The sequence below is a fragment of the Chitinilyticum litopenaei DSM 21440 genome (assembly GCF_000428145.1).
GTDB classification, from domain to species: domain Bacteria; phylum Pseudomonadota; class Gammaproteobacteria; order Burkholderiales; family Chitinibacteraceae; genus Chitinilyticum; species Chitinilyticum litopenaei.
The window spans coordinates 1-19,381 of the sequence record NZ_ATZJ01000020.1 but is presented as its reverse complement, the minus strand read 5'-3'; the positions used below and the strand labels follow the sequence as shown (position 1 = coordinate 19,381).

Sequence of the window (19,381 nt, the reverse complement as noted above, 5' to 3'; positions counted from 1 at the left end):
GATCGAGCCTGCCTATGGAAGCGGAAATTGGCCCCCATGATGTTCCCGCCCTGGCGCGTGCGCCGGAGGTCATCGATAGCGCCAACCGCTTTCTGGGCGAGCTGACGTCCTACCTCAAGCCCGAGGATCGCGAATTCCTGCGCCGGGCTTTTCTCTTTTCCGAGGCGGCGCACCGCGAACAGCAGCGCAAATCGGGCGAACCCTATATCTCGCACCCGCTGGCCGTTGCCAGCATCCTCACGCAGTGGAAGCTCGATGCCCAGGCGCTCGCTGGCGCCCTGCTGCATGATGTAATGGAAGACAGCGGTGTCACCAAGGTCGAGCTGACCGAGAAATTCGGCAAGACGGTCGCCGAGCTGGTCGACGGCATGAGCAAGATCGACAAGCTGGAATTCCAGAGCAAGGAAGAGGCGCAGGCCGAGAACTTCCGCAAGATGCTGCTGGCCATGGCGCACGATCTGCGCGTCATCCTGATCAAGCTCGCCGACCGGCTGCACAATATGCGCACGATGGATGCGATGCGTGCCGACAAGCAAAAACGCATCGCGCGCGAAACGCTGGAAATCTACGCGCCGATCGCCAACCGCATCGGCCTGAATGCGGTGTATGTCGAGCTGGACGACCTGGCGTTCAAATACCTGCACCCGCACCGCTACGACGTGCTCTCCAAGGCACTGAAGGCTGCGCGCGGCAACCGCCGCGAGGTCGTCGGCAAGATCCTCGATGCCATCCGCGCCAAGCTTGCCTCTGCCGGCATCGAGGCCACGGTGAGCGGCCGCGAGAAAAACCTTTTCAGCATTTACCGCAAGATGCAGGAAAAGCACCTGAGCTTTTCCGAGGTACTGGACATCTATGGCTTTCGCGTGCAGGTGAAGGACTTCGGCGCCTGTTACCTGGCGCTGGGTGCCTTGCATTCGCTGTTCAAGCCGATTCCGGGCAAGTTCAAGGATTACATCGCGATTCCGAAGCAGAACGGCTACCAGTCGCTGCACACGACGCTGTTCGGCCCTTATGGCACGCCGATCGAGATCCAGATCCGCACCAACGACATGCACCGCATTGCCGACGCCGGCGTGGCCAGCCACTGGATGTACAAGTCCGGCGACGAGGGCTTCTCGGAAGTCCAGAAAAAGACGCACCAGTGGCTGCAGTCCTTGCTGGAAATGCAGGCCGATTCCGGCGATGCGGTCGAATTTCTCGAGCACATCAAGGTCGACCTCTTCCCCGACCAGGTGTATGTGTTCACGCCCAAGGGCAAGATCCTCTCGCTGCCCAGCAGCGCGACCTGCGTGGACTTCGCCTACGCAGTGCACACCGACGTCGGCAATCGCTGCATCGCCGCCAAGGTCAATCACGAGCTGGTGCCGCTGCGCACGCGGCTGAAGAATGGTGATTCGGTCGAGATCGTCATGGCTGCGCACGCGCATCCGAACCCCTCGTGGCTCACTTTTGTCACCACCGGCAAGGCGCGCAGCCATATCCGGCATTTCCTCAAGACCATGCGCTTCGAGGAGTCGGTGCACCTGGGCGAGCGCCTGCTGCAGCAGTCGTTCGCGGCGCTGAACCAGACGCACCCGCTGACCGAGGAGGCCTGGGAGCGCTATCTGCGCGAACACGGCGACAAGGCGCGCGACGAGGTGCTGGCCGAAATCGGCCTGGGCAAGCGCCTGTCGGTGGTCGTCGCCAAGCGCCTGCTGCAGTTGTCCGGCGCCTGGGATGAAGACAGCACGCCGGGCAGGAAGCCGGTTGCGGTCACCGTGCGCGGCACCGAGGGCATGGCCATCCAGTTCGCCCGCTGCTGCAACCCGATACCCGGCGACCCTATCCTTGGCATGGTCAAGAAAGACCAGGGCTTGCTCATCCATACCCATGATTGTCCGCTGGTTGCGCGCGGGCGCATCGACGCCGAGAAGCTGATCTACGTCGAGTGGGATCCGGATGTCTCGCGGCTGTTCGATGTGCCGGTGAAGGTGCTCGCTAGCAACGACCGCAGCACGCTCGCCGCGCTGGCCGCCGCCATCGCCGACGCCGACGCCAATATCGCTGCCGTCAGCATGCAGGATCAGTCCGACAGCGGCGACCACCTGATCCAGGTGCAGTTCACGCTGCAGGTGCACAACCGCGTGCACCTGGCGCAGGTGTTCAAGAGTCTGCGCGGGCTTTCCAGTGTCCACCGCCTGCAGCGCGTGAGGGGCTGATGCAAGCCTGGCTCCTGTTGCTGCTGTTGTGCGCCGGAGCCCTTTGCCTTGCCAGCCTGCTGCGTGGCTGCACCGCGCGTCGCCATGATGCTGCCCTGGCGCGCGACTACCTGCGCCTTGCCGGCCGGCATGCGCTGTGTGTGGCGCTGTTCCTGCCGCTGACGCTGCTGGCCATGCTGATGACCATCCATGGCACGGCGTTGCAGGATGTGCTGCTGATTGCCGCGCTGCTGCTGGGCTGGGCCGTTTTCACCGTCCTGCATGCCCGCCGCTATCTGGCGCTGCGCCTGCGCGAGCGCGCGGTGGCTGCCGTGGACGAGCAGGATGCCGCGCCCTGAACGTGCCCTGGCGCTGCTTGCGCCGTTGTTCTACCTGGCGGCGCTTGTGCTGCCTTTTCTGGCCACGCCACTGCTGGGCGAGATGGTCGAGTTTGCGGGCTGGCGGATCTGGCTGATTGCGCTGGCCCTGCCACTCGAACAGATGCAGGACGGCGCATCTGCCGTCGCGCTGGCCGTGCCGCTGTTGCTGGCCGCGCAGACGCTGTCCAGCCTGCTGGTTCTGCTATTGCCCGTCGGTCTGTGCCGGTGTCCGGGCAGGCTGGCGAAATGGCGGCGCCTGCTGCTGCTGTGGCAGGGCGTGCAACTCGCCGGCTACATCGGCTCGCCCTGGCTGCCCGGTTTGCCCGAGGTGTTGCGCATGTTGCCCGGCTATTACCTCGGCCTGGTCAGTCATGTGCTGCTGCTGGCGCTGATCGGCAGCGCCCTACGCGGCAAACCCTGAGTCGCGTCAAGGCAGCGTTGGTCCGGCATGCTAGAATCGCCCCGGTTTGAATCAAGAGGGCAGGGGCCTGTGATGAAACTATCGCTCAACGGCGAACACCGCGAGTTTCCCGACTCCATCACCGTGGCCGACATGCTCGGCATTCTCGAACTGACCGGCAAGCGCGTGGCGATCGAGCGCAATGGCGAAATCGTGCCGCGCAGCCAGCATGCCGACACCCGGCTCGCCGATGGTGATGTGCTGGAAATGGTTGTCGCCGTGGGCGGTGGCTGATCCAGCACTTGCGCGGACTGGCAAACGGCATTGGGTATCGGCCTGTGGCCATTTTCTGTAAATGGCTGTAAAGCTATACCCTGTCGAGTTGCCGGGCCGGCACCGCAGAAGCACTTTTTTGCAAGATCGACCCGCACACCGGGCGCCAGCAGGTTCAATGACAAAAGGGGCAAGACCATGAGTGACGACATTTTCCAGATTGCCGGCAAGACCTATAACTCCCGCCTGATCGTGGGCACCGGCAAGTACCAGGATTTCGCGCAGACGCGCGACGCGGTGAAGGCCTCCGGCGCCGAGATCGTCACCGTGGCGATCCGCCGCGTGAACATCGGCCAGAATGCCGGCGAAGCCAGCCTGCTCGATTACCTGCCGCCGTCCGAGTTCACCTATCTGCCCAACACCGCCGGCTGCTACACCGCCGAGGATGCGATCCGCACGCTGCGCCTGGCGCGCGAGCTGCTCGATGACCACCGCCTGGTGAAGCTGGAAGTGCTCGGCGACCAGCACACGCTGTTTCCGAACGTGCGCGAAACGCTGAAGGCCGCCGAGGTGCTGGTGAAAGATGGCTTCGACGTGATGGTGTATACCTCGGACGACCCGATCATCGCCAAGGAGCTGCAGGAGATCGGCTGCTGCGCGGTGATGCCGCTGGCCTCACTGATCGGCTCCGGCATGGGCATTCTCAACCCGTGGAACCTGCGGCTGATCATCGAGCAGCTCAGCGTGCCGGTGCTGGTCGACGCCGGCGTCGGCACCGCGTCGGACGCGACGATTGCGCTGGAGCTTGGTTGCGACGGCATCCTGATGAATACCGCGATCGCGCACGCGAAGGATCCGGTGCGCATGGCGCGCGCCATGAAGCTGGCGGTCGAGGCCGGCCGCGAATCCTTCCTCGCCGGGCGCATGCCGAAGAAACTGTATTCGGCCGACCCGTCCAGCCCGGTGAGCGGGCTGATCGCCGCCAGCAAGTAAGGCGGCGATTGCCGTATCCCGGCAGGGCCGTTCAATTAAGCCAGGACACCAAGGGCACCAGCCAAGGCAAAGCTGCGCAGAAAACCGCAAAGATTCTGTCTTTCCTCTGCGCTGCGTTGGCGGTTGCCGTTCACCTGGGCGATGTTTTGTGCAAATGGGGTATTGCCCTGTAGCCTTTTTCAGAAAAGGGCTGCAGGGTAATACCCCTTGTTGTGATTAGGTTCTGTTGATGTTTTGTTTGCGTTCCCGCTGGAGCGATTTTTGCGCCGAATCAAGGCGTTGCGAGCGCCGCATAACGGGTTATGTCAGCAAAGCAACAACGCGGAGTCGGCGCAAAAAGCGCCCAGCCCTCCGGGTTTGGCTGTTTTTGGCCTGACCCTGCGTTGCAAAGCCCTGGCATGGAATGACCATGCGGCGGGCTTCGCGCCTTGTTTCAGGCCAAAAACAGCACAAACGGGCAGCGCAAACAAAACATCAACAGAACCTAGTCGAAGTAGTCGATTCTGCGCTGTGCCAGCTGCAGTTCCAGCGCCTTGCGGTAGGCAGCTTCGGCGGCGTTCAGCTCGCGCTGCTGTGGTGGCGTGCAGGGCAGGCGGCGGCAGAAAACGTCGCCGGTGCGTGGATTGGCGACAATCTTGCGCGCCATTACATCCCCCCAATCGCAGGCCAGCAGCGGAATGCCCTCGGCGGCCAGCCATTCTTCGGTAAAACGGATATTGCGCTCGCCCACCGCGTGGGCCAGATGCTGGACGATGCTGGCGCCGCCAAAGGCCTTGGCGGTCAGCCGGCGTTTTTGCGCACCGGCCTTCAGCATGGCGTTGACCAGCACTTCCATCGAGGTCATTCCCGAAAGATGCAGGTCGGTATTGCTGATGCGCCGCGGATGCAGCTCGGGCAGCAGAAAATGATTCATGCCCAGTACGCCGGCCTGCGGGTCATGCAGGCAGACGGCGATGCAGGAGCCCAGCAGGGTGGCAATGGGGCGTTGCCGCTCGACGGCCACGCCGCCGGGCGGGATGTTGCGGGCTTCCTGTTCCAGATGGTGGGCACTGGGTTGGCCATGATGGATGGCCGGCCCGCTTGTGCTGCCCTGGCAGGCAGGCAGATGGCGCAGGCCGGCAAATTGCGGTGAGTTCATGCCCAGCTCCAGTCCATCAGGCTTTGCTAATTTAAACACTTTAGTACGGAATGTCAGCTTGCAAATGCGGGTCCTGCCGAATGGTCTGCCCTGCGGTACCGGCGGTGGCTGACCGGGCATGAACCGTCCGTGCGCCAGGCTGCTATAATCGTGGCCAGTCAAGCCGCCATGGGCGGCGTTTTCATTTTTGGATGACGGGTATGAGTGACAGGAAACTGCATCTGGCGCTGGGCGTGCGTGATCTTGACGCCAGCATCGCCGATTACAGCCAGCGCCTGGGCTGCGAGCCAGTACTGGTGATCGCCGGCGCGTATGCCTTGTGGCGCACGAAAACACTGAATGTGTCGGTGCGCGTGACGGACGAGGCGCCGGGCTTGCGCCATCTGGGCTGGGAAGACGCGGCGGCAGAGGCGAACAGCGCCGAAACGGATGTGAACGGCATCGTCTGGGAGCATTTCAGCGCCGCCGGCCAGGCCGAAGAAATCCGCGCGCTATGGCCGCAATGCGATTATTCCGGCCCGGACGGCAAGCACCGTCGCATCAAATCCTTCGTGCTGCGCCAGGGGCATTTGTCCAAGGGGCAGGAAAAGGCGCTGCATGATTTTGGCCCGCGCTACTGCCTGCCTTATCAGCCCGCCCTGCTTGATCTTGACGCCACCTTTGGCCGCAGCGCCCCGCGCGTGCTGGAAATCGGCTTCGGCATGGGGCAGGCCACGGCGGAAATCGCCGCTGGCCGGCCGGATAGCGATTTCATCGGCGTCGAAGTGCATACGCCCGGCGTCGGCAGCCTCCTGAAGCTCGCCGGCGAGAGTGGCATCGGCAATCTGCGCATCATCCAGCACGATGCCGTCGAGGTCCTGCAGCACATGCTGGCGGAAAACAGCCTGGCCGGCGTGCACATCTATTTTCCCGATCCCTGGCACAAGAAACGCCACCACAAGCGCCGGCTGATCCAGTCGCCCTTCGTGCAGCTGCTGGTGTCGCGCCTGCAGCCGGGCGGCTACCTTCATCTGGCCACCGACTGGGAAGACTACGCCGTGCAGATGCTTGATGTGCTGTCGGCGAACGCGGAGCTCGTCAATAGCGCCGACGGTTACGCGCCACGTCCCGATTACCGCCCGCTGACCAAATTCGAGAACCGGGGCATCAAGCTCGGGCATGGCGTGTGGGATCTGGTCTTCCGCAAGCGCCAAGCATAGTTGGGTACAGACTAAGCCAAAACCAGAAATCCTGGGTTCTGTTGAGGTTTTGTTTGCGCTGCCCGTTTGTGCTGTTTTTGGCCTGAAACAAGGCGCGAAGCCTGCCGCATAGTCGTTCTATGCAAGGGCTTTGCAACGCCGTGTCAGGCCAAAAACAGCCAAACCCGGGGGCTGGGCGCTTTTTGCGCCGACTCTGCGTTGAAGATTTTTGGTTTTATAAATGCCCGCTATCGCCGGGATGGGGAGACGCGGGTCGGGTCTCAGTCAACCATGTCCTGGTGCTCGAAGCGTCCGCCGCCAGTGGCGAGAATATGGTCCTCGTCGTGCAGGCGGTTGTAGAGGGCCTCGAGTTCGCTGTCACTGAGCTTTTCCAACAGTTCCAGAATGCCTTGCAGTACCTGATTGCGGGTCATGATTGCGCTCCTGTGGGCCGGTGACTGCAGCATAGTTGCCACTGTCCGGCCTTGCCGGAGCGCGCGGCCTTGCCGGGAGCTGTCCCGGGCGTCATCTGTCAGCCACAAACTGCTAGACTGCAGCACACGCCCGCATTACCCAGAAAGGAACCGGAAATGAAATCCGCTTTGGCCATCGGCATCGCCTGCAGTCTGCTGCTGGGCGGTTGCGCAAGCATGAGTTCTTCTTCGTCGGCGACCGCGCCGACGGTCAGTCTGCCGGCCAAGGTCACGGCCGTCGGCTATGGCACATCCCCGACCGTGGAAGGGCTCTCGCCGGATCAGCGCCGCATCCTGGCCCTGCGCGCCTCCAAGCTCGATGCCTACCGGGCGCTGGCGGAAACCGTGTCCGGCCTGAAAATCGTTGGCAACAGCACGGTGAATGCCGCGACGATGACCAATGACAGCTTCCGGGTCTATCTGGAAGCCTATCTGCGCGGCGCACGGGTTGTCAGTGTCACACCCTTGCCCGGCAATGGCTATGAAACGGTGCTGGAGCTGGAGTTGACCCCCGATTTCCAGCGTGATGCGCTGCGCGCCGCGCCGCCGCCGGTCCAGGTGCAGGATGCGCCGGCCCGGGCGCCCGAGTCACTGGCCCAGAGCCGGGAGAGCAGCAACAACTACTATCTGGCGCAATGATCCGCCTTGTTCTTGCCGCCTGCTTTGCCAGCCTGCTGAGCGCACTGGGCCTGCCGGCGCAGGCCGCTGAATTCACTGGCGTTGCACCGCTGGGTTCGGGGGGCGTCGAACTGGCGCGCGCCGAGGCCATCCGCGATGCCCTGCACAATGCCAGCCTGGCCGCCGGCACGCGCTTGCGCAGCAGCCTCGATACCCGCAACAGCCGGCTGGTCGAGTATTCCGAACTGAGTGGCGCGCCGGTCGGTGATTACACCTTGCTGCAGGAATGGCAGGCGAACGGTTTCTGGCATGTGCGGCTGGATGTGGCGCCGGCCCGACCGGCCAGCAATGTGCAGCCGGGCACAGCGGGGGAGTGCGGCTTTGATCGCTACCGCCGCAAGCTGCTGCTGACCTATTTCTATGTCCAGCAGCCGTCCGCGACTGATGACCTGTTGCGCGTTCCCGAGGGCTTGCAAAGCTGGCTGGGGCGCGAGCTCTTCAATTCCGGCCATTACCTGCCGCAGCAGGCGGCGTACCAGGCGGCCTTTCATTTCAGCCCGAAATTGCTCGAGCCCCAGCAGATGCCCGAGCGTGTGCACGAGCTGGCCCTGCGCTTTGGTGTGCAATTCGTCGTCGGCGGCATCGTGCGCGACACCGGGTTTGCCGGCGAGCGATATACCGTCGATTGGGGCAACGATGTGCGCCCCGGTGAGCGCAAGCAGGTGCTGAATGTGCCGGGAGCACGCTTTGCCCAGTTTGGCGTCAAGGCCACGCCGGCCGAGCGGCGCTTCGATGTCGAGCTGTTTGTTTTCGACGGGATTTCCGGCGCCTTGCTGGCCCGCCAGCTGTTCAGTGGTACAGCCGCGGGTAGTGTGGTGCTGCCGGAGCACACCGAGTTCGCATCCAGCCATTTTTTCCGCAGCGATTATGGCCGCATGGTCCGGCAGGTGCTGGGCGAGCTGCAGGGCCGGATCGACGCAACACTGAGCTGCCTGCCGCTGTCGGCGCGCGTGGTGCGGCTGGACGGCCGGGATGTCTACATCGATGCCGGCGCGGAAAGCGGCATGCGTCCCGGCGATACCTTGCGCGTCTACCGCCGCAAGAACAGCGCGCTGCCCGTGCAGCCACTGGGCGCGCCGCCGGGTTCCGGTCTGGGCGAGGCCGAAGAGCTGCGCGGACGGCTGACTCTGACCGCCGTCCAGCCCCTGTTTGCCATCGGCCGTGTCGATGGCGCGGTCGAGCCGGGCGATCATGTGCGTATCGAGAAGGCGGGAGGAACAAGGCAATGAGCAAACCGGCATGGCAATACGGCGCGTATCGCCGGCTGGCGCTGGCGGCCCTGCTGCTGGCTGCACCGGCACTGGCGGATGTATACAGCAGTCGCCACCGCTTGCAGGCGAAGCCCGCCAGCAAAAAGGTCGCACACCCGGTGCCGGGCCCCGGCCCGGTAAGCGTCTTGCCAGCCTCCGCCTTGCCGGCGGGGGCCATTCTGCCGCCGGCCAAGGGGCTGGCTGCTGGCAGTGGGGGGCAGGGAGGGCAGGCGCAGGCCAATAAGCTTGAGGGTATGCCTGTCAAGGCTATGCCGGTAAAGGGTCGGGTGCCAATACCCCCGCAGGATTTTTACGTGAACGGCAACCCGGAGCAACGCTGGCAGCTCTACAGCTACCCGTGATGCAGGCCGGAAGCGCTGAGCCATGCCCAGTGCTTGCCGCCGGCTGAAGTCGGGCTTGTTCACCCTGCCACTATTGCCAGCAGGCCAGTTCCTTGACTTCGGCGCCGCGATACTGGGCATTGAAGCGGCGAATTGCTGCCAGTTGTTCGCTGGTGGCGTTGCGGATCACGAAGGTGGTCGGGCGTACCGCATCGTCGCGCTCGCGCAGCACGGCCGAGCGCACGCCCTTGGCGCGCAGCTCTTCCAGGAAACGCTCGCCGGCTTCGCGATTGGAGAAAATGCCCAGGGATATCGCGTTCTGCCAGCGGCGGCCGTCATTGATGACGAAATAATCATCGACGCCCAGCGCCTTCAGTTCGGCCGCCTTGGTTTGCGCCTGCTGCAGGCTGTCCAGTGGCGGAATGTAAACCCAGACCTTGTTGCTGCTGTCGGCACGCCCCTGTTCATTGGCCTTGACCTGCAGTTCGGCAAGGTTGGCGCGGGCGGCGGCCACCTGTTCGCCGGTCAGTCCCTGCCATTTCAGACAGACCAGCTTGCCGCTGGCGGGCGCGCTGGCTTTGGCCTGCTGCACGGGTGTGGGGCTGGGGGCGGCGGGAGGCTCGGGCGTCGTTTCGGCTTCCGGGTCGGCAGCCGGGCTGCTGCTGGCGGGTTCCAGGCCGACGATGCGCACGGCGCTGGCATTGATCTCGCGCGAGGCCAGATTGAGCGCCGGTGGCTGCCGCTCCAGCTGCGCCAGCGCGAAGAGGGCCGCATTGGCCGTCAGCAACAGAAAAAACAGCCATTTCATGGCAGGAAGACTCCTTCGCCGGATGTCCGCAAAGCGGCCAAGCCGCGCAGCGGCAGATTATCCACCACGCGGGCGGGCTTGTTAAGCCGGCTGGCAAGCAGTGCGGCATCGCCGCCGCTGAGCAGGATGTGTGGCGGGCAGCCGTCGTGCTGCGCCAGCTGCTCGGCCATCTGCGTGATGGCTCCGGTCAGACTGAACAGGCAGCCGCTGGCGATGGCGTCGGCGGTGTTGTGCGGAAAGGCTTGCGCGCCGCCTTCGGCCAGCGGCAGGCGGGCGGTGTGCTGATGCAGGGCCAGTCTTTGCATCCGGTAACCCGGGGCGATGTAGCCGCCAAGAAACTGCCCATGGCGACTCAGGGCATCGATGACGCAGGCGGTGCCGGCGGAAACCACCACCAGCCCGGTGTGCGGGTGTAGCGTCGCCGCACCCAGCAGCGCCGCCCAGCGGTCGCTGCCCAGCTGTCCGCTGGCATACGGATTGGCAATACCGAGATCCTGCGCGGAGGGGTGCAGCCAGACCGCCTGCAACTGCCAGTGTGTGCGACAGAACGCGGCGATTTTCTGCTGCAGCTGTGCACTGCCAACCGCGCAGCCGGCAACGGCGTGTGGCCGTGGTAAGTCTCGCCAGGCGGCAAAGAGGCTGGCGGCATCGCTGGCGTGCCCCGCAGGCAGACAGACAGGCGGGTGCGCTGCCGCGTCGTCGGGGCTGTCGGCCGGCAGGGCGCCGCTGCTCAGCAGCCATTTGGTGCGGGTATTGCCCAGGTCGATCAGCAGCTCCATGTCATTCCCGGCGCAGGCTGATATCGCCGCTGGCCAGCGTCTGCATGCCCTGGGCGGTATCCAGCAGCAGGCTGCCATCGGCGGCCAGGCCGCGGGCGAGGCCGGGCAGGCGGCTGCCGTCGGGCAGGATGGCGGTGACGGGTTCATTCTGCCAGGCATGGCGGGCTTCCCAGTGCTGGCGCAGTGCCGGGCTGAAGCCCTCGGCGGCGAAGGTGCGCAGCAGCGTTTCCAGTGCCGCCAGCACGTCGCCAAGCAGGGTGTTGCGGTCACAGTCCAGGCCGTGCGCGCTGAGCCCGCTGGCCGCATTGTCGGTACCGACCGGGGCGGCCAGATTCAGCCCGACGCCGATCACCAGCAGCGAGGGGCCGAGCGCGTCACCCTGCATTTCGATCAGAATGCCGCCGGCCTTGGCCCAGCCGCCCGGCTGGGCTGGCAGCAGCAGGTCGTTTGGCCACTTCAGGGCGATGTCGGTCACGCCGTGCCGGCTCAGGGTTTCCGCGACACAGGCGCCGACGGCCAGCGGCAGACCGGCCAGCCGGCTGGCACCGCCGTCGAATTGCCAGGCCAGCGAAAACAGCAGTGCGCCGCCGGCCGGGGCCTGCCAGCTGCGGCCGCGCCGGCCACGGCCGGCGCTTTGCCATTCGGTGGCCAGCACCTGGCCATGGCTGCCATTTTGCAGCAGGCTGCGGTTGGTGGAGGCAGTGCTGCTGCACAGTTGCAGTTGCAAGACACTCTGTGCGGGCAGGCGTGCGGCAATGGCCGCTTCATCCAGCCATACAATGGGGTGTATCAGTCTGTAGCCAACGCCGTGCTTGCGTTCTAGCTCGATACCGTATGATTCGGCTTCGGCCAGTGCGCCGGAAATGCTGGCGCGCGAGCACTGGAACTGCTCGGCCAGCGCCGAGCCGGAGTGGTAGCGGTCGTGCTGCAGCGCACGCAGGAGGGTGAGGGTATCGGCCACGGCTTTTGCTGGTAGTGGTAAAAAGCGGTTTCCCGCGCATCGCAGTTCAGCGGTTTGCCGAAATCCTGTGCCATGGCGGCGGATGCCATGCCGGCAAGTCCCGGAAACGCAACAGCGAGCTTCGCTATGCGCTGCAGGCGCCCCGCTAAGCGCTTCGCCATATTGATCCGGCCCTCTGATGTTTTTACTCGTAGGAGCGAGCTTGCTCGCGATCAGCAAGGCTTCGCGAGCAAGCTCGCTCCTACGGAAATTCAAACTTCCTAGGGCCGGATCAATAGTACTGTAACGGACTGGCGGCGGGTGGTGAAAACCCGGTTTTCGGCCGGCGGCCCGCGCCGGGCAAAGCCCGGCACAAACCAGCACCAGATTGGAGATTCTTCTCAGCAAACCACAATAAGCTGTTCAACCACACAGACACAGTGGAGGCAAACCGCTGAGAAATGCCGATGGTGTGCTCCCGGTTTGCGCTGTGTCTTTGTGGTTGATTTGGGTATTGCTGAGAAGTCTGGCTAATCAGGAATCAGCATGTGCAGTTACATCGTTTCGATGACGTGATTCTGATTGGTGTAAATGCAGATGTCACCGGCGATTTCCAGCGCTTTCTTTACCACCACGTCCGGCGGCAGTTCGGTGTTCTCAAACAGTGCGCGCGCTGCGGCCTGCGCAAAGGCGCCACCGGAGCCGATGGCAGCGATGCCCTGTTCCGGTTCCAGTACGTCGCCATTGCCGGTGATGACCAGCGTGGCGCTCGGGTCGGCGACGATCAGCATGGCTTCCAGGCGGCGCAGCGCGCGGTCGGTGCGCCATTCCTTGGCGAGCTCGACTGCGGCGCGGGTGAGCTGGCCCTGATGCTTTTCCAGTTTGGCCTCGAAGCGTTCGAAGAGGGTAAAGGCATCGGCGGTGCCGCCGGCAAAGCCGACGATGACCTGGTCGTGATAGAGCTTGCGCACCTTGCGCGCCGTGCCCTTGATCACGACATTGCCCAGCGTGACCTGGCCGTCGCCGCCGACCGCGACCTGATTGCCGCGTCGCACCGAGACGATCGTGGTGCCATCGAATTGCTGCATGGAGTTGCTCCGGGAAAAATGTCGATGTGGAAGGGGCTGCCGGGCGCGGACTGTGCCCGTGGGCACGGTCTGCCGTGCTGCGCAGCACTGGCCGCTTCAGCTGGCGGCCTGTTTATCCCCAGATGGCGTCTTGCCCCGGCAAATCAAGCGGGCGGGCTTCAGCCACCCTTGCGGCGGCTGACGCTGACCATGTCGGTGATGCCCATCAGGCGCAGCAGGCCGTACACCATTTCATTGGCCTGCACGATGCGCAGCGTTTTGTGCTGCAATCCCATGAAGAGATTCAGCATCAGGCCGGCCGATTCGAAGTCGATGCGCGCCACGCCGCGCAGATTGATGACGACCTCGTCATGATCCTGAGCGTAGCGGCGGATATTCTCGAGCGCATCGCCCTGTTTGGCACAGATGTCGCCACTCAGTTGCAATTCATCGGTAATCACGGCATGCGCCACGCCCAGTTCGGCCTTGGCGCGCGCCTCGTCGTCGGCAACCTGGCTGGCGGTGCGCGGCGCGAAGCGGCTGTCCCACGAGGGAGGGGATACTTCATACGTCACGGCATAGTCGACCGCGAGGTTTTCAAACTCGTCCTGCAGGCCCAGTGCCTGGTAAAGCTCGATCAGCAGCAGCCAGAAGGGGGCTTCCGCCGGCGCACGCCGGCCCACCTCGATCTTTTCCGACAGCAGCTGGATGATGGTCTGCGAGCCCAGCACCAGCAGGGTGACCTTCAGCTTGCGGGCCTGTTGCCAGGACACCATCAGCTCGGCAGCGCCGAGCATGTCGATTTCCTTCACCTTGCTGAAGTCCGCGCGCAGCTGCGGGCCACGCCCCATGGCCTCCATGAGGCGCTCGGTTTCGGCCATGATGGTGTCGGCAGTCAGACGCGGGCCAAAGGCGTGGTAATTGCTGTTGCCCTGCGGCTTGCTGCTGACCTGCGGCTTGCCGCTTTCCCAGATCGGCGGCGACTGCTCGAATTCGAGCACATAGTCGAGCGCGAGCGCATCAAAGGCCGCACGCTGGTTGGTCTGCTGGAAGAGTTCGAACAACATCAGCCAGGATTCCAGCCGGCGCTTGCCTTTCAGTGCGGGCAGTTCGGCCTGCAGCACGGCAATGGCGGCTTCCGCCTGCTTGTTGGCATGCAGCATCACCGCCTGTTCTTCGGCGGCGCTGAGCGATTCGGAGCCGACACCGACCTCGATGGTCAGGCTCGACAGGTCATAGCCGTTCTGCGCATCCGGTGCGCTGGTGACGGGCTCTGCTGGTGCGGCCGGTGCGCCAGTACCCGCCTTGCCTGGGGCAGGCGCAGGGTTGGTCTGGGGGGCCGTGATGCTGGCTGGGCCCTTGCCATCGTCCTGATCTTTTTTGCGGAAAAACGAAAACACCACCGTATGTCCCTTACCGGGCCGGTGCATGTCCGGCCCGTATCCCGTGTTCCCCGGCCAGGCCGGAGAGGTGAGCAAGCAAAAGTAAATCGTTGAATGTCGTTGTCGCGCAGCCTTGCAGCGGGGCTGACCGGCGCCGGCTATGGCCATTATTGCATGGCCCTGTTACCGCCCGATTCGTGACGCGGCTGCGTCCGGGACCTCTATTGTAGCCAGACGCGTACTGGAAAGTCAGTCGCAGATTGCACTTATCCGGCACTTGACCGCAAAGCTGACGGCAGGGCTTCGCCAGCCTTGAGGCTGGTAGCAGGATTGTCATGCCGTGCTGATTGGTTTTTACCCGCTCAGCGGGCTCGGAGGGCGCCGGTTCCGGCGAGCTGTTCGGCCAGTGCCTCCGCAAACTGCCGGTAACCTTCGGCATTCGGATGCACCGTATCGCTCTTCAGTTCGCGTTCGCCAAGAATACCCTCAAGCGTATCATTCAGCGGCACTTGATACTGCTTGGCCAGCTCGGCATACACAGGGTTGGTTTCCAGACCAAAGCCCAGGCTGGGCACGCCGATCAGCAATACCGGGGTCTTGCGGGCACGCAGCTCGTCCAGCATGGCCGCCAGATTGGCCCGTGTTTCGCTGGCAGGTTTACGCTGCAGGAAATCGTTGCCGCCCAGGCAAAGCAGCACCAGTGCCGGCTGGTGTTGATCCAGCTCGGCAGCGAGCCGGGCCCGGCCTTCGCCGCTGGTTTCACCGGGAATGCCGGCGTTGATGACCGGATGGCCGGTCAGTGCCGCGAGCCGGGCCGGATAGGCCTCGGCCGGGCTGGCGCCGGTGCCGAAGGTCAGGCTGTCGCCAAAGGCGAGGATGGGTGCGCCGGCAGGCAGGCGTGCCAGCTCGGGCTGACCGCAGGCTGCAAGCAGCAGGGCTAGCAGGGGGATGAATAGCTGTAGCAGGCGCAATGGTGTTCTCCGCGAGGCGTGCAGCCAGGATACGCTGCTGTCTTTCCAAGCTAAACAGAGCCTAGCGCATTGTCCAGCCGGTGCATGTGCGCCAGCTCACTTGCCATGCCTGCTGGTTTGGCCGGCTTAGCGCTGACGGCGCCAGGCTTGCCAGACTCCTTCGGCGGTGAAGAGCAGCAAAGCCGCCCAGATCAGGGCAAAGCCGAGCAGCTTGGCCAGGCCAAACGGCTCCTGCCAGAGCAGCACGCCCAGCAGCAGCTGCACGGTGGGGCCCAGATACTGCAGCAGACCGAGCTGGGTCATGCTGATCGAGCGCGCCCCGGCGGCAAACAGCAGCAGCGGAATCGCGGTGACCGGCCCGGCGCAAAGCGCCAGCAGGCGCAGCCCGTCCGGGCCATCCACAAAGCGGCTGCCGCCATGCAGCATCAGCCAGGCCAGCGCCAGCAGGGCCAGGGGAAACAGCAGCAGGGTTTCCAGCGTCAGGCCTTCCAGCGCGCCCAGTCCGGCTGTTTTGCGCAGCAGGCCATAGCAGCCAAAGGTCAGCGCCAGGGCAATGGCGATCCAGGGCAGCTGGCCGGCCTGCAGTGTCAGCCAGAGCACGCCGGCGGCCGCCAGTGCAATGGCCAGCCATTGGCCGCGGCGCAGGCGCTCATGCAGGATGATCACGCCGAGCAGCACGCTGACCAGCGGATTGATGAAGTAGCCGAGGCTGGCGTCGACCACACGCCCGGCATGTACTGCCCAGATGTAGATGAACCAGTTGCCGGCCAGCAGCAGTGCGCTGAGCAGAAAACCGCCCAGCACACGGCGATTCTGCAGCTCGTGCAGCCAGCGCCATTGCCGCCGCAGCGCCAGGATGCCCAGCAGGAAAAACAGTGACCAGACCATGCGGTGCAGCAGGATTTCCAGCGCTGGCATGTCCTGCAAGGCTTTCAGATACAGCGGCAGCAAGCCCCATAGGAGGTATGCAGCTGCAGCGTAGATTATTCCTTGGTTCATGGTAGATACATGGCGATGTTTATCGAGACTGCCGAGCTTTGCTTTTATCAGTCCGCATTGCTTGCCGCCATAGGGAAAAACCAGTGGCGGCAGGCTTATCCCTGTCGCTCGGGGGAAAGGCCGCACGCTGCCGGAGGTGGGGGCTATAACGGGAAAGATGAAAACCGGTGGCGGCAGTGTCCGCGCGAGCGCAGGCCACTTCGCAGTCACCTGGGCGGGCAGAGGGAGCAGGGATGGACATCCAGGCGGTGGTCAGCAGCAACGACGCATTCGGCCGGCATTGGCTGGCGGCACTCGGCGAATCCGCCGGGCGTTGCCATGTCGGCAGCCTTGCCGAAGCCTTGCGCCTGCCACTGAGCCCTGCCGGCCTGCTGGTGATCGACCTGCGTGATGATGCGGCGCAACTGACCGAGCGCTTGCCGGAGCTGGTGCGCCGCACGCGGCTGATTCTGGGCGGGCTGGATTTTGCGGGGGAAGAAGAGCTGCAATGGCTGGGGCGCGGCGTGCTGGCCTGTTGCGGCCCCGGACTGCGTCCTGAAGAGCGCCAGCGCATCGTGGCTGTGGTGCGGCAAGGCGGCTTCTGGCTCTCGGCGAGAGCCTGGCCCCTCTTCATGCTGCACTTGCACAAGCTGCCGGCCGCAGCGCCGCCGGATCGTGCCGGGAACCCGGCGCTGGCGCGCCTGACCAGCCGTGAACGCGAGGTTGCCACACTGGTGGCCGATGGCTCCAACAACAAGCAGATCGCCCGCGCGCTCAACATTACCGACCGCACGGTCAAAACCCACCTCACCGCCGTCTTCAGCAAACTGGGCGTGGCGGATCGCCTGCATCTTGCCCTGCTGCTCAAGCAGTCGGGCTCTGACGAGCGACGAGGGGACGCCGCACCTTCTAGTACCTGAGTACGATAGCGCCCCCGGGCCTGCTGCATACACTTAATCCATCGGATGACCCGTCTGCGGACTGGGCATTGGCGACTGGATTCTGGTGTGGAGGTGTGAAATGGCCCAGCAAGCGAATACGGCAACCCAGGTACTGAAAGGCTCGGCGAATGTCACGGCCATCGGTACGGTGAAAGCCATCAATGGCACCGTCATGGTGACCGATGTCAACGGCGTGACCCGTGTCCTGCAGGTTGGCGACATGGTCTTCCAGAACGAAACCATCCAGACCCTGGATGGCAGCGTCAGCATTGCCTTCATCGACGGCCAGCGCCTCGATCTTGGCCGGCAAAGCCAGATGGTGCTGGATTATGACGTCTTCAAGCCGGCCGCCGATGTCGCTGACCGCGCCGCCGAAGTGGACGACGCCGCCCGTATCCAGCAGCTGATCGCCCAGGGCATCGACCCGACGCAGATCACCGAAGCCACGGCCGCTGGCGCAGGCGGAGCCGGCGGTGGTGATGACGGCGGCGGCGGGATTGTGGTGGTGGGCTTCAACAATAGCCAGATTTCGCTCAATAGCGGCTTTGATACTTCCGGCCTTGACGTGAATCTGCTCGATCCGCTGGTATTGCCTGGGGATCTAGTCGATGACGCCAATAACGTGCCAGATGCCGTGGATGATAATGCCTTGCTGGCCGGTAATGATTTCCTGTTTACCAATGAAGATGTTCCGCTGAATATCGATCCGGCCGTCTTGCTGGGCAATGACATTGACCCGGATGGTGATCCGCTTGTGATTACCAGTGTGCAAAATCCCGTGAATGGCAGCGTTGCCCTGCTGGATGGCCTGATTGTGTTTACCCCTAATCCGGATTTCAGCGGCAACGCCGGTTTTACATACTCAATCAGTGATGGCCGTGGCGGTACGGATACGGCCACAGTCACGATTGTTGTATCGCCGGTAAACCAGGAACCGGATGCACAGGATGATGCCCTGGTAACCGACAGGGGTGTTCCCTTGAGCATTCTCCCTGCGGTACTTCTTGGAAATGATCTGGATCCCGATGGTGATCCTTTGCTCATTACCAGCGTGCAGGATGCTGTCAATGGCACTGTTGAGCTGGTGGATGGGCAAATCATCTTTACTCCAGCTCCTGATTTTACTGGATCAGCAAGTTTTACCTATTCGATCAGTGATGGCCGTGGAGGAGAAGACACGGCAACGGTCAGTATTTCGGTTAATCCTGTCAATCAACCCCCGGATGCGCTGGATGATGTATTGGTTACAAACCAGGATTCGCCTGTTCAAATCAGCTTTGCCAGCTTGCTCGGAAACGATACTGACACAGACGGTGATCCATTGGTGATTACAAGTGTGCAAGATGCGGTGAATGGTTCTGTTGCCATTGTGGATGGCCAGATTGTTTTTACTCCAAATCCTGGCTTTGATGGAAATGCGAGTTTCACCTACACCATCAACGATGGGCAGGGTGGTTCGGATACTGCAATTGTTAGCGTGGCCGTACTTCCGCAGGAGCCCGAGCCGCAGGATGGAAATAATGGTCCTGATGCGCAGAATGACTTGTTTAATACCGGGCAAGACCGTCCTGTATCAATCGGATTGGCGACTCTGCTGGCAAATGATAGCGATCCTGATGGTGACCCTCTGGTCATTACCAGTGTGCAAGGGGCCGTAAATGGGTCGATCACTTTGCAAGATGGTCAAGTGGTTTTCACGCCAAGCGCTGGATTTATTGGAAATGCCAGCTTTACCTATACGATTAGTGATGGGCAAGGGGGTTCCGATACCGCAACAGTAACAATTGTTGTTAATCCGGATGTTGTGCCACTCAATAACCCACCAGATGCTCGTGATGACGGGTATCAGTCTGAAAGTCAATCGGAATTCCAGTACTTTACCGCAAGCGAAGATGGGCAATTGTTTATTCCTGTTTCCGCCTTGTTGGCGAATGACAGCGATCCCGATGGAGACTTGCTCACATTACTCAGTGTGCAAAACCCTCTGAATGGCTCTGTAGTATTGCAGGGCGGCCAGGTTTTGTTTACGCCAAATGAAAACTTCAATGGTGAAACAACATTTACCTATACCATCTCCGACGGTCGAGGAGGTACTGATACGGCAACGGTCACAGTGTATCTCTATCCGGTCAATGACGATCCGGATGCCGGCAACGATGGACCGGAAGCCGAAAACGACGCACTGGTAACGGACGAAGACATGCCGCTGACGATTGCACCGGCCACCCTGCTGG

Annotated in this window: 20 protein-coding genes; 11 read left to right on the top strand and 9 right to left on the bottom strand. The window is 63.1% G+C overall.

The features are described from left to right. Positions 1-14: 14 nt before the first annotated feature. The 5 genes from C515_RS0109410 (at position 15) to C515_RS0109390 (ending at position 4,223) form a co-directional block, all read left to right on the top strand. Positions 15-2,198: a RelA/SpoT family protein gene (locus C515_RS0109410; RefSeq protein ID WP_028455322.1), complete on the top strand. Its 2,184-nt coding sequence runs from the start codon at positions 15-17 to the stop codon at positions 2,196-2,198. Continuing rightward, positions 2,198-2,536, top strand: coding sequence for a hypothetical protein (locus C515_RS0109405; protein ID WP_028455321.1), 339 nt, complete (start codon positions 2,198-2,200; stop codon positions 2,534-2,536). The genes C515_RS0109410 and C515_RS0109405 overlap by 1 nt, the downstream gene beginning before the upstream one ends. Next, positions 2,523-2,978 carry a hypothetical protein gene (locus C515_RS0109400; protein ID WP_028455320.1) on the top strand — a complete coding sequence of 152 codons (456 nt, stop codon included), beginning with the start codon at positions 2,523-2,525 and terminating at the stop codon, positions 2,976-2,978. The genes C515_RS0109405 and C515_RS0109400 overlap by 14 nt, the downstream gene beginning before the upstream one ends. 72 nt (positions 2,979-3,050) lie before the next feature. Next, entirely contained in the window at positions 3,051-3,251 is a 201-nt protein-coding gene (gene thiS, locus C515_RS0109395; protein WP_028455319.1) for a sulfur carrier protein ThiS, read from the top strand. Between the two features lie 177 nt (positions 3,252-3,428). Next, positions 3,429-4,223, top strand: a complete 795-nt coding sequence (locus C515_RS0109390) for a thiazole synthase (protein WP_028455318.1) — start codon at positions 3,429-3,431, stop codon at positions 4,221-4,223. A gap of 484 nt (positions 4,224-4,707) precedes the next feature. Here C515_RS0109390 and C515_RS20425 read toward each other — a convergent pair whose 3' ends face one another. Next, the gene (locus C515_RS20425) at positions 4,708-5,361 is read right to left on the bottom strand and encodes a chemotaxis protein CheD (protein WP_051304811.1); all 654 of its coding nucleotides are present in this window, start codon (positions 5,359-5,361) and stop codon (positions 4,708-4,710) included. 482 nt (positions 5,362-5,843) lie between these two features. Here C515_RS20425 and trmB point away from each other — a divergent pair, with 482 nt between their 5' ends. Further along, a complete protein-coding gene (trmB, locus tag C515_RS0109380; protein ID WP_051304820.1) occupies positions 5,844-6,560 on the top strand; it encodes a tRNA (guanosine(46)-N7)-methyltransferase TrmB in 717 nt (238 codons plus the stop codon). A gap of 260 nt (positions 6,561-6,820) precedes the next feature. On the opposite strand, the gene C515_RS24025 is transcribed toward trmB, so the two are convergent. Then, entirely contained in the window at positions 6,821-6,973 is a 153-nt protein-coding gene (locus C515_RS24025; protein ID WP_158380803.1) for a hypothetical protein, read from the bottom strand. Between the two features lie 156 nt (positions 6,974-7,129). Here C515_RS24025 and C515_RS22510 point away from each other — a divergent pair, with 156 nt between their 5' ends. From C515_RS22510 to C515_RS0109360, 3 genes are read left to right on the top strand one after another with little or no spacing between them, the layout of a single operon-like run. Next, a complete protein-coding gene (locus C515_RS22510) occupies positions 7,130-7,651 on the top strand; it encodes an LPP20 family lipoprotein (RefSeq protein WP_051304810.1) in 522 nt (173 codons plus the stop codon). Beyond that, the gene (locus C515_RS0109365) at positions 7,648-8,919 is read left to right on the top strand and encodes a flagella assembly protein FlgT middle domain-containing protein (protein ID WP_028455316.1); all 1,272 of its coding nucleotides are present in this window, start codon (positions 7,648-7,650) and stop codon (positions 8,917-8,919) included. Before C515_RS22510 ends, C515_RS0109365 begins: the two co-directional genes overlap by 4 nt. Continuing rightward, positions 8,916-9,302, top strand: a complete 387-nt coding sequence (locus C515_RS0109360) for a hypothetical protein (RefSeq protein WP_028455315.1) — start codon at positions 8,916-8,918, stop codon at positions 9,300-9,302. The genes C515_RS0109365 and C515_RS0109360 overlap by 4 nt, the downstream gene beginning before the upstream one ends. Positions 9,303-9,372: 70 nt before the next feature. On the opposite strand, the gene C515_RS0109355 is transcribed toward C515_RS0109360, so the two are convergent. The 7 genes from C515_RS0109355 to rarD all read right to left on the bottom strand — a co-directional run bounded on the left by C515_RS0109355 (position 9,373) and on the right by rarD (position 16,227). Continuing rightward, positions 9,373-10,089, bottom strand: coding sequence for an SPOR domain-containing protein (locus tag C515_RS0109355; RefSeq protein ID WP_028455314.1), 717 nt, complete (start codon positions 10,087-10,089; stop codon positions 9,373-9,375). Beyond that, entirely contained in the window at positions 10,086-10,868 is a 783-nt protein-coding gene (locus C515_RS20415; protein WP_051304809.1) for a type III pantothenate kinase, read from the bottom strand. Before C515_RS20415 ends, C515_RS0109355 begins: the two co-directional genes overlap by 4 nt. Position 10,869: 1 nt before the next feature. Then, a complete protein-coding gene (locus C515_RS0109345) occupies positions 10,870-11,829 on the bottom strand; it encodes a biotin--[acetyl-CoA-carboxylase] ligase (RefSeq protein ID WP_028455313.1) in 960 nt (319 codons plus the stop codon). A gap of 533 nt (positions 11,830-12,362) precedes the next feature. Beyond that, the gene (gene hslV / locus C515_RS0109335; RefSeq protein WP_028455312.1) at positions 12,363-12,896 is read right to left on the bottom strand and encodes an ATP-dependent protease subunit HslV; all 534 of its coding nucleotides are present in this window, start codon (positions 12,894-12,896) and stop codon (positions 12,363-12,365) included. 158 nt (positions 12,897-13,054) lie between these two features. After that, positions 13,055-14,305 (bottom strand): STAS domain-containing protein, encoded by a 1,251-nt coding sequence (locus C515_RS0109330; protein WP_144290414.1) that lies wholly within the window; start codon positions 14,303-14,305, stop codon positions 13,055-13,057. A 314-nt stretch (positions 14,306-14,619) separates the two neighbouring features. Then, positions 14,620-15,228: an arylesterase gene (locus C515_RS0109325; RefSeq protein WP_028455310.1), complete on the bottom strand. Its 609-nt coding sequence runs from the start codon at positions 15,226-15,228 to the stop codon at positions 14,620-14,622. A 126-nt stretch (positions 15,229-15,354) separates the two neighbouring features. After that, the gene (gene rarD, locus C515_RS0109320; protein ID WP_028455309.1) at positions 15,355-16,227 is read right to left on the bottom strand and encodes an EamA family transporter RarD; all 873 of its coding nucleotides are present in this window, start codon (positions 16,225-16,227) and stop codon (positions 15,355-15,357) included. Positions 16,228-16,460: 233 nt separating this feature from the next. Here rarD and C515_RS23535 point away from each other — a divergent pair, with 233 nt between their 5' ends. Together C515_RS23535 and C515_RS20405 are read left to right on the top strand one after the other, a co-directional pair. Then, the gene (locus C515_RS23535; protein WP_051304808.1) at positions 16,461-17,126 is read left to right on the top strand and encodes a helix-turn-helix transcriptional regulator; all 666 of its coding nucleotides are present in this window, start codon (positions 16,461-16,463) and stop codon (positions 17,124-17,126) included. Positions 17,127-17,226: 100 nt separating this feature from the next. After that, a partial coding sequence (locus tag C515_RS20405; protein ID WP_043648916.1) for a retention module-containing protein occupies positions 17,227-19,381 on the top strand: 2,155 nt, incomplete at its 3' end.

Coding starts and splice junctions, on each gene's coding strand:
- C515_RS0109355 (WP_028455314.1), bottom strand. CDS start 10,089: ATGAAATGGCTGTTTTTTCTGTTGCTGACGGCCAATGCGGCCCTCTTC.
- hslV (WP_028455312.1), bottom strand. CDS start 12,896: ATGCAGCAATTCGATGGCACCACGATCGTCTCGGTGCGACGCGGCAAT.
- thiS (WP_028455319.1), top strand. CDS start 3,051: ATGAAACTATCGCTCAACGGCGAACACCGCGAGTTTCCCGACTCCATC.
- C515_RS22510 (WP_051304810.1), top strand. CDS start 7,130: ATGAAATCCGCTTTGGCCATCGGCATCGCCTGCAGTCTGCTGCTGGGC.
- C515_RS20415 (WP_051304809.1), bottom strand. CDS start 10,868: ATGGAGCTGCTGATCGACCTGGGCAATACCCGCACCAAATGGCTGCTG.
- C515_RS0109330 (WP_144290414.1), bottom strand. CDS start 14,305: ATGCACCGGCCCGGTAAGGGACATACGGTGGTGTTTTCGTTTTTCCGC.
- C515_RS0109390 (WP_028455318.1), top strand. CDS start 3,429: ATGAGTGACGACATTTTCCAGATTGCCGGCAAGACCTATAACTCCCGC.
- C515_RS0109365 (WP_028455316.1), top strand. CDS start 7,648: ATGATCCGCCTTGTTCTTGCCGCCTGCTTTGCCAGCCTGCTGAGCGCA.
- C515_RS0109360 (WP_028455315.1), top strand. CDS start 8,916: ATGAGCAAACCGGCATGGCAATACGGCGCGTATCGCCGGCTGGCGCTG.
- C515_RS0109400 (WP_028455320.1), top strand. CDS start 2,523: ATGCCGCGCCCTGAACGTGCCCTGGCGCTGCTTGCGCCGTTGTTCTAC.
- rarD (WP_028455309.1), bottom strand. CDS start 16,227: ATGAACCAAGGAATAATCTACGCTGCAGCTGCATACCTCCTATGGGGC.
- C515_RS20425 (WP_051304811.1), bottom strand. CDS start 5,361: ATGAACTCACCGCAATTTGCCGGCCTGCGCCATCTGCCTGCCTGCCAG.
- C515_RS0109410 (WP_028455322.1), top strand. CDS start 15: ATGGAAGCGGAAATTGGCCCCCATGATGTTCCCGCCCTGGCGCGTGCG.
- C515_RS24025 (WP_158380803.1), bottom strand. CDS start 6,973: ATGACCCGCAATCAGGTACTGCAAGGCATTCTGGAACTGTTGGAAAAG.
- C515_RS0109405 (WP_028455321.1), top strand. CDS start 2,198: ATGCAAGCCTGGCTCCTGTTGCTGCTGTTGTGCGCCGGAGCCCTTTGC.
- C515_RS23535 (WP_051304808.1), top strand. CDS start 16,461: ATGGACATCCAGGCGGTGGTCAGCAGCAACGACGCATTCGGCCGGCAT.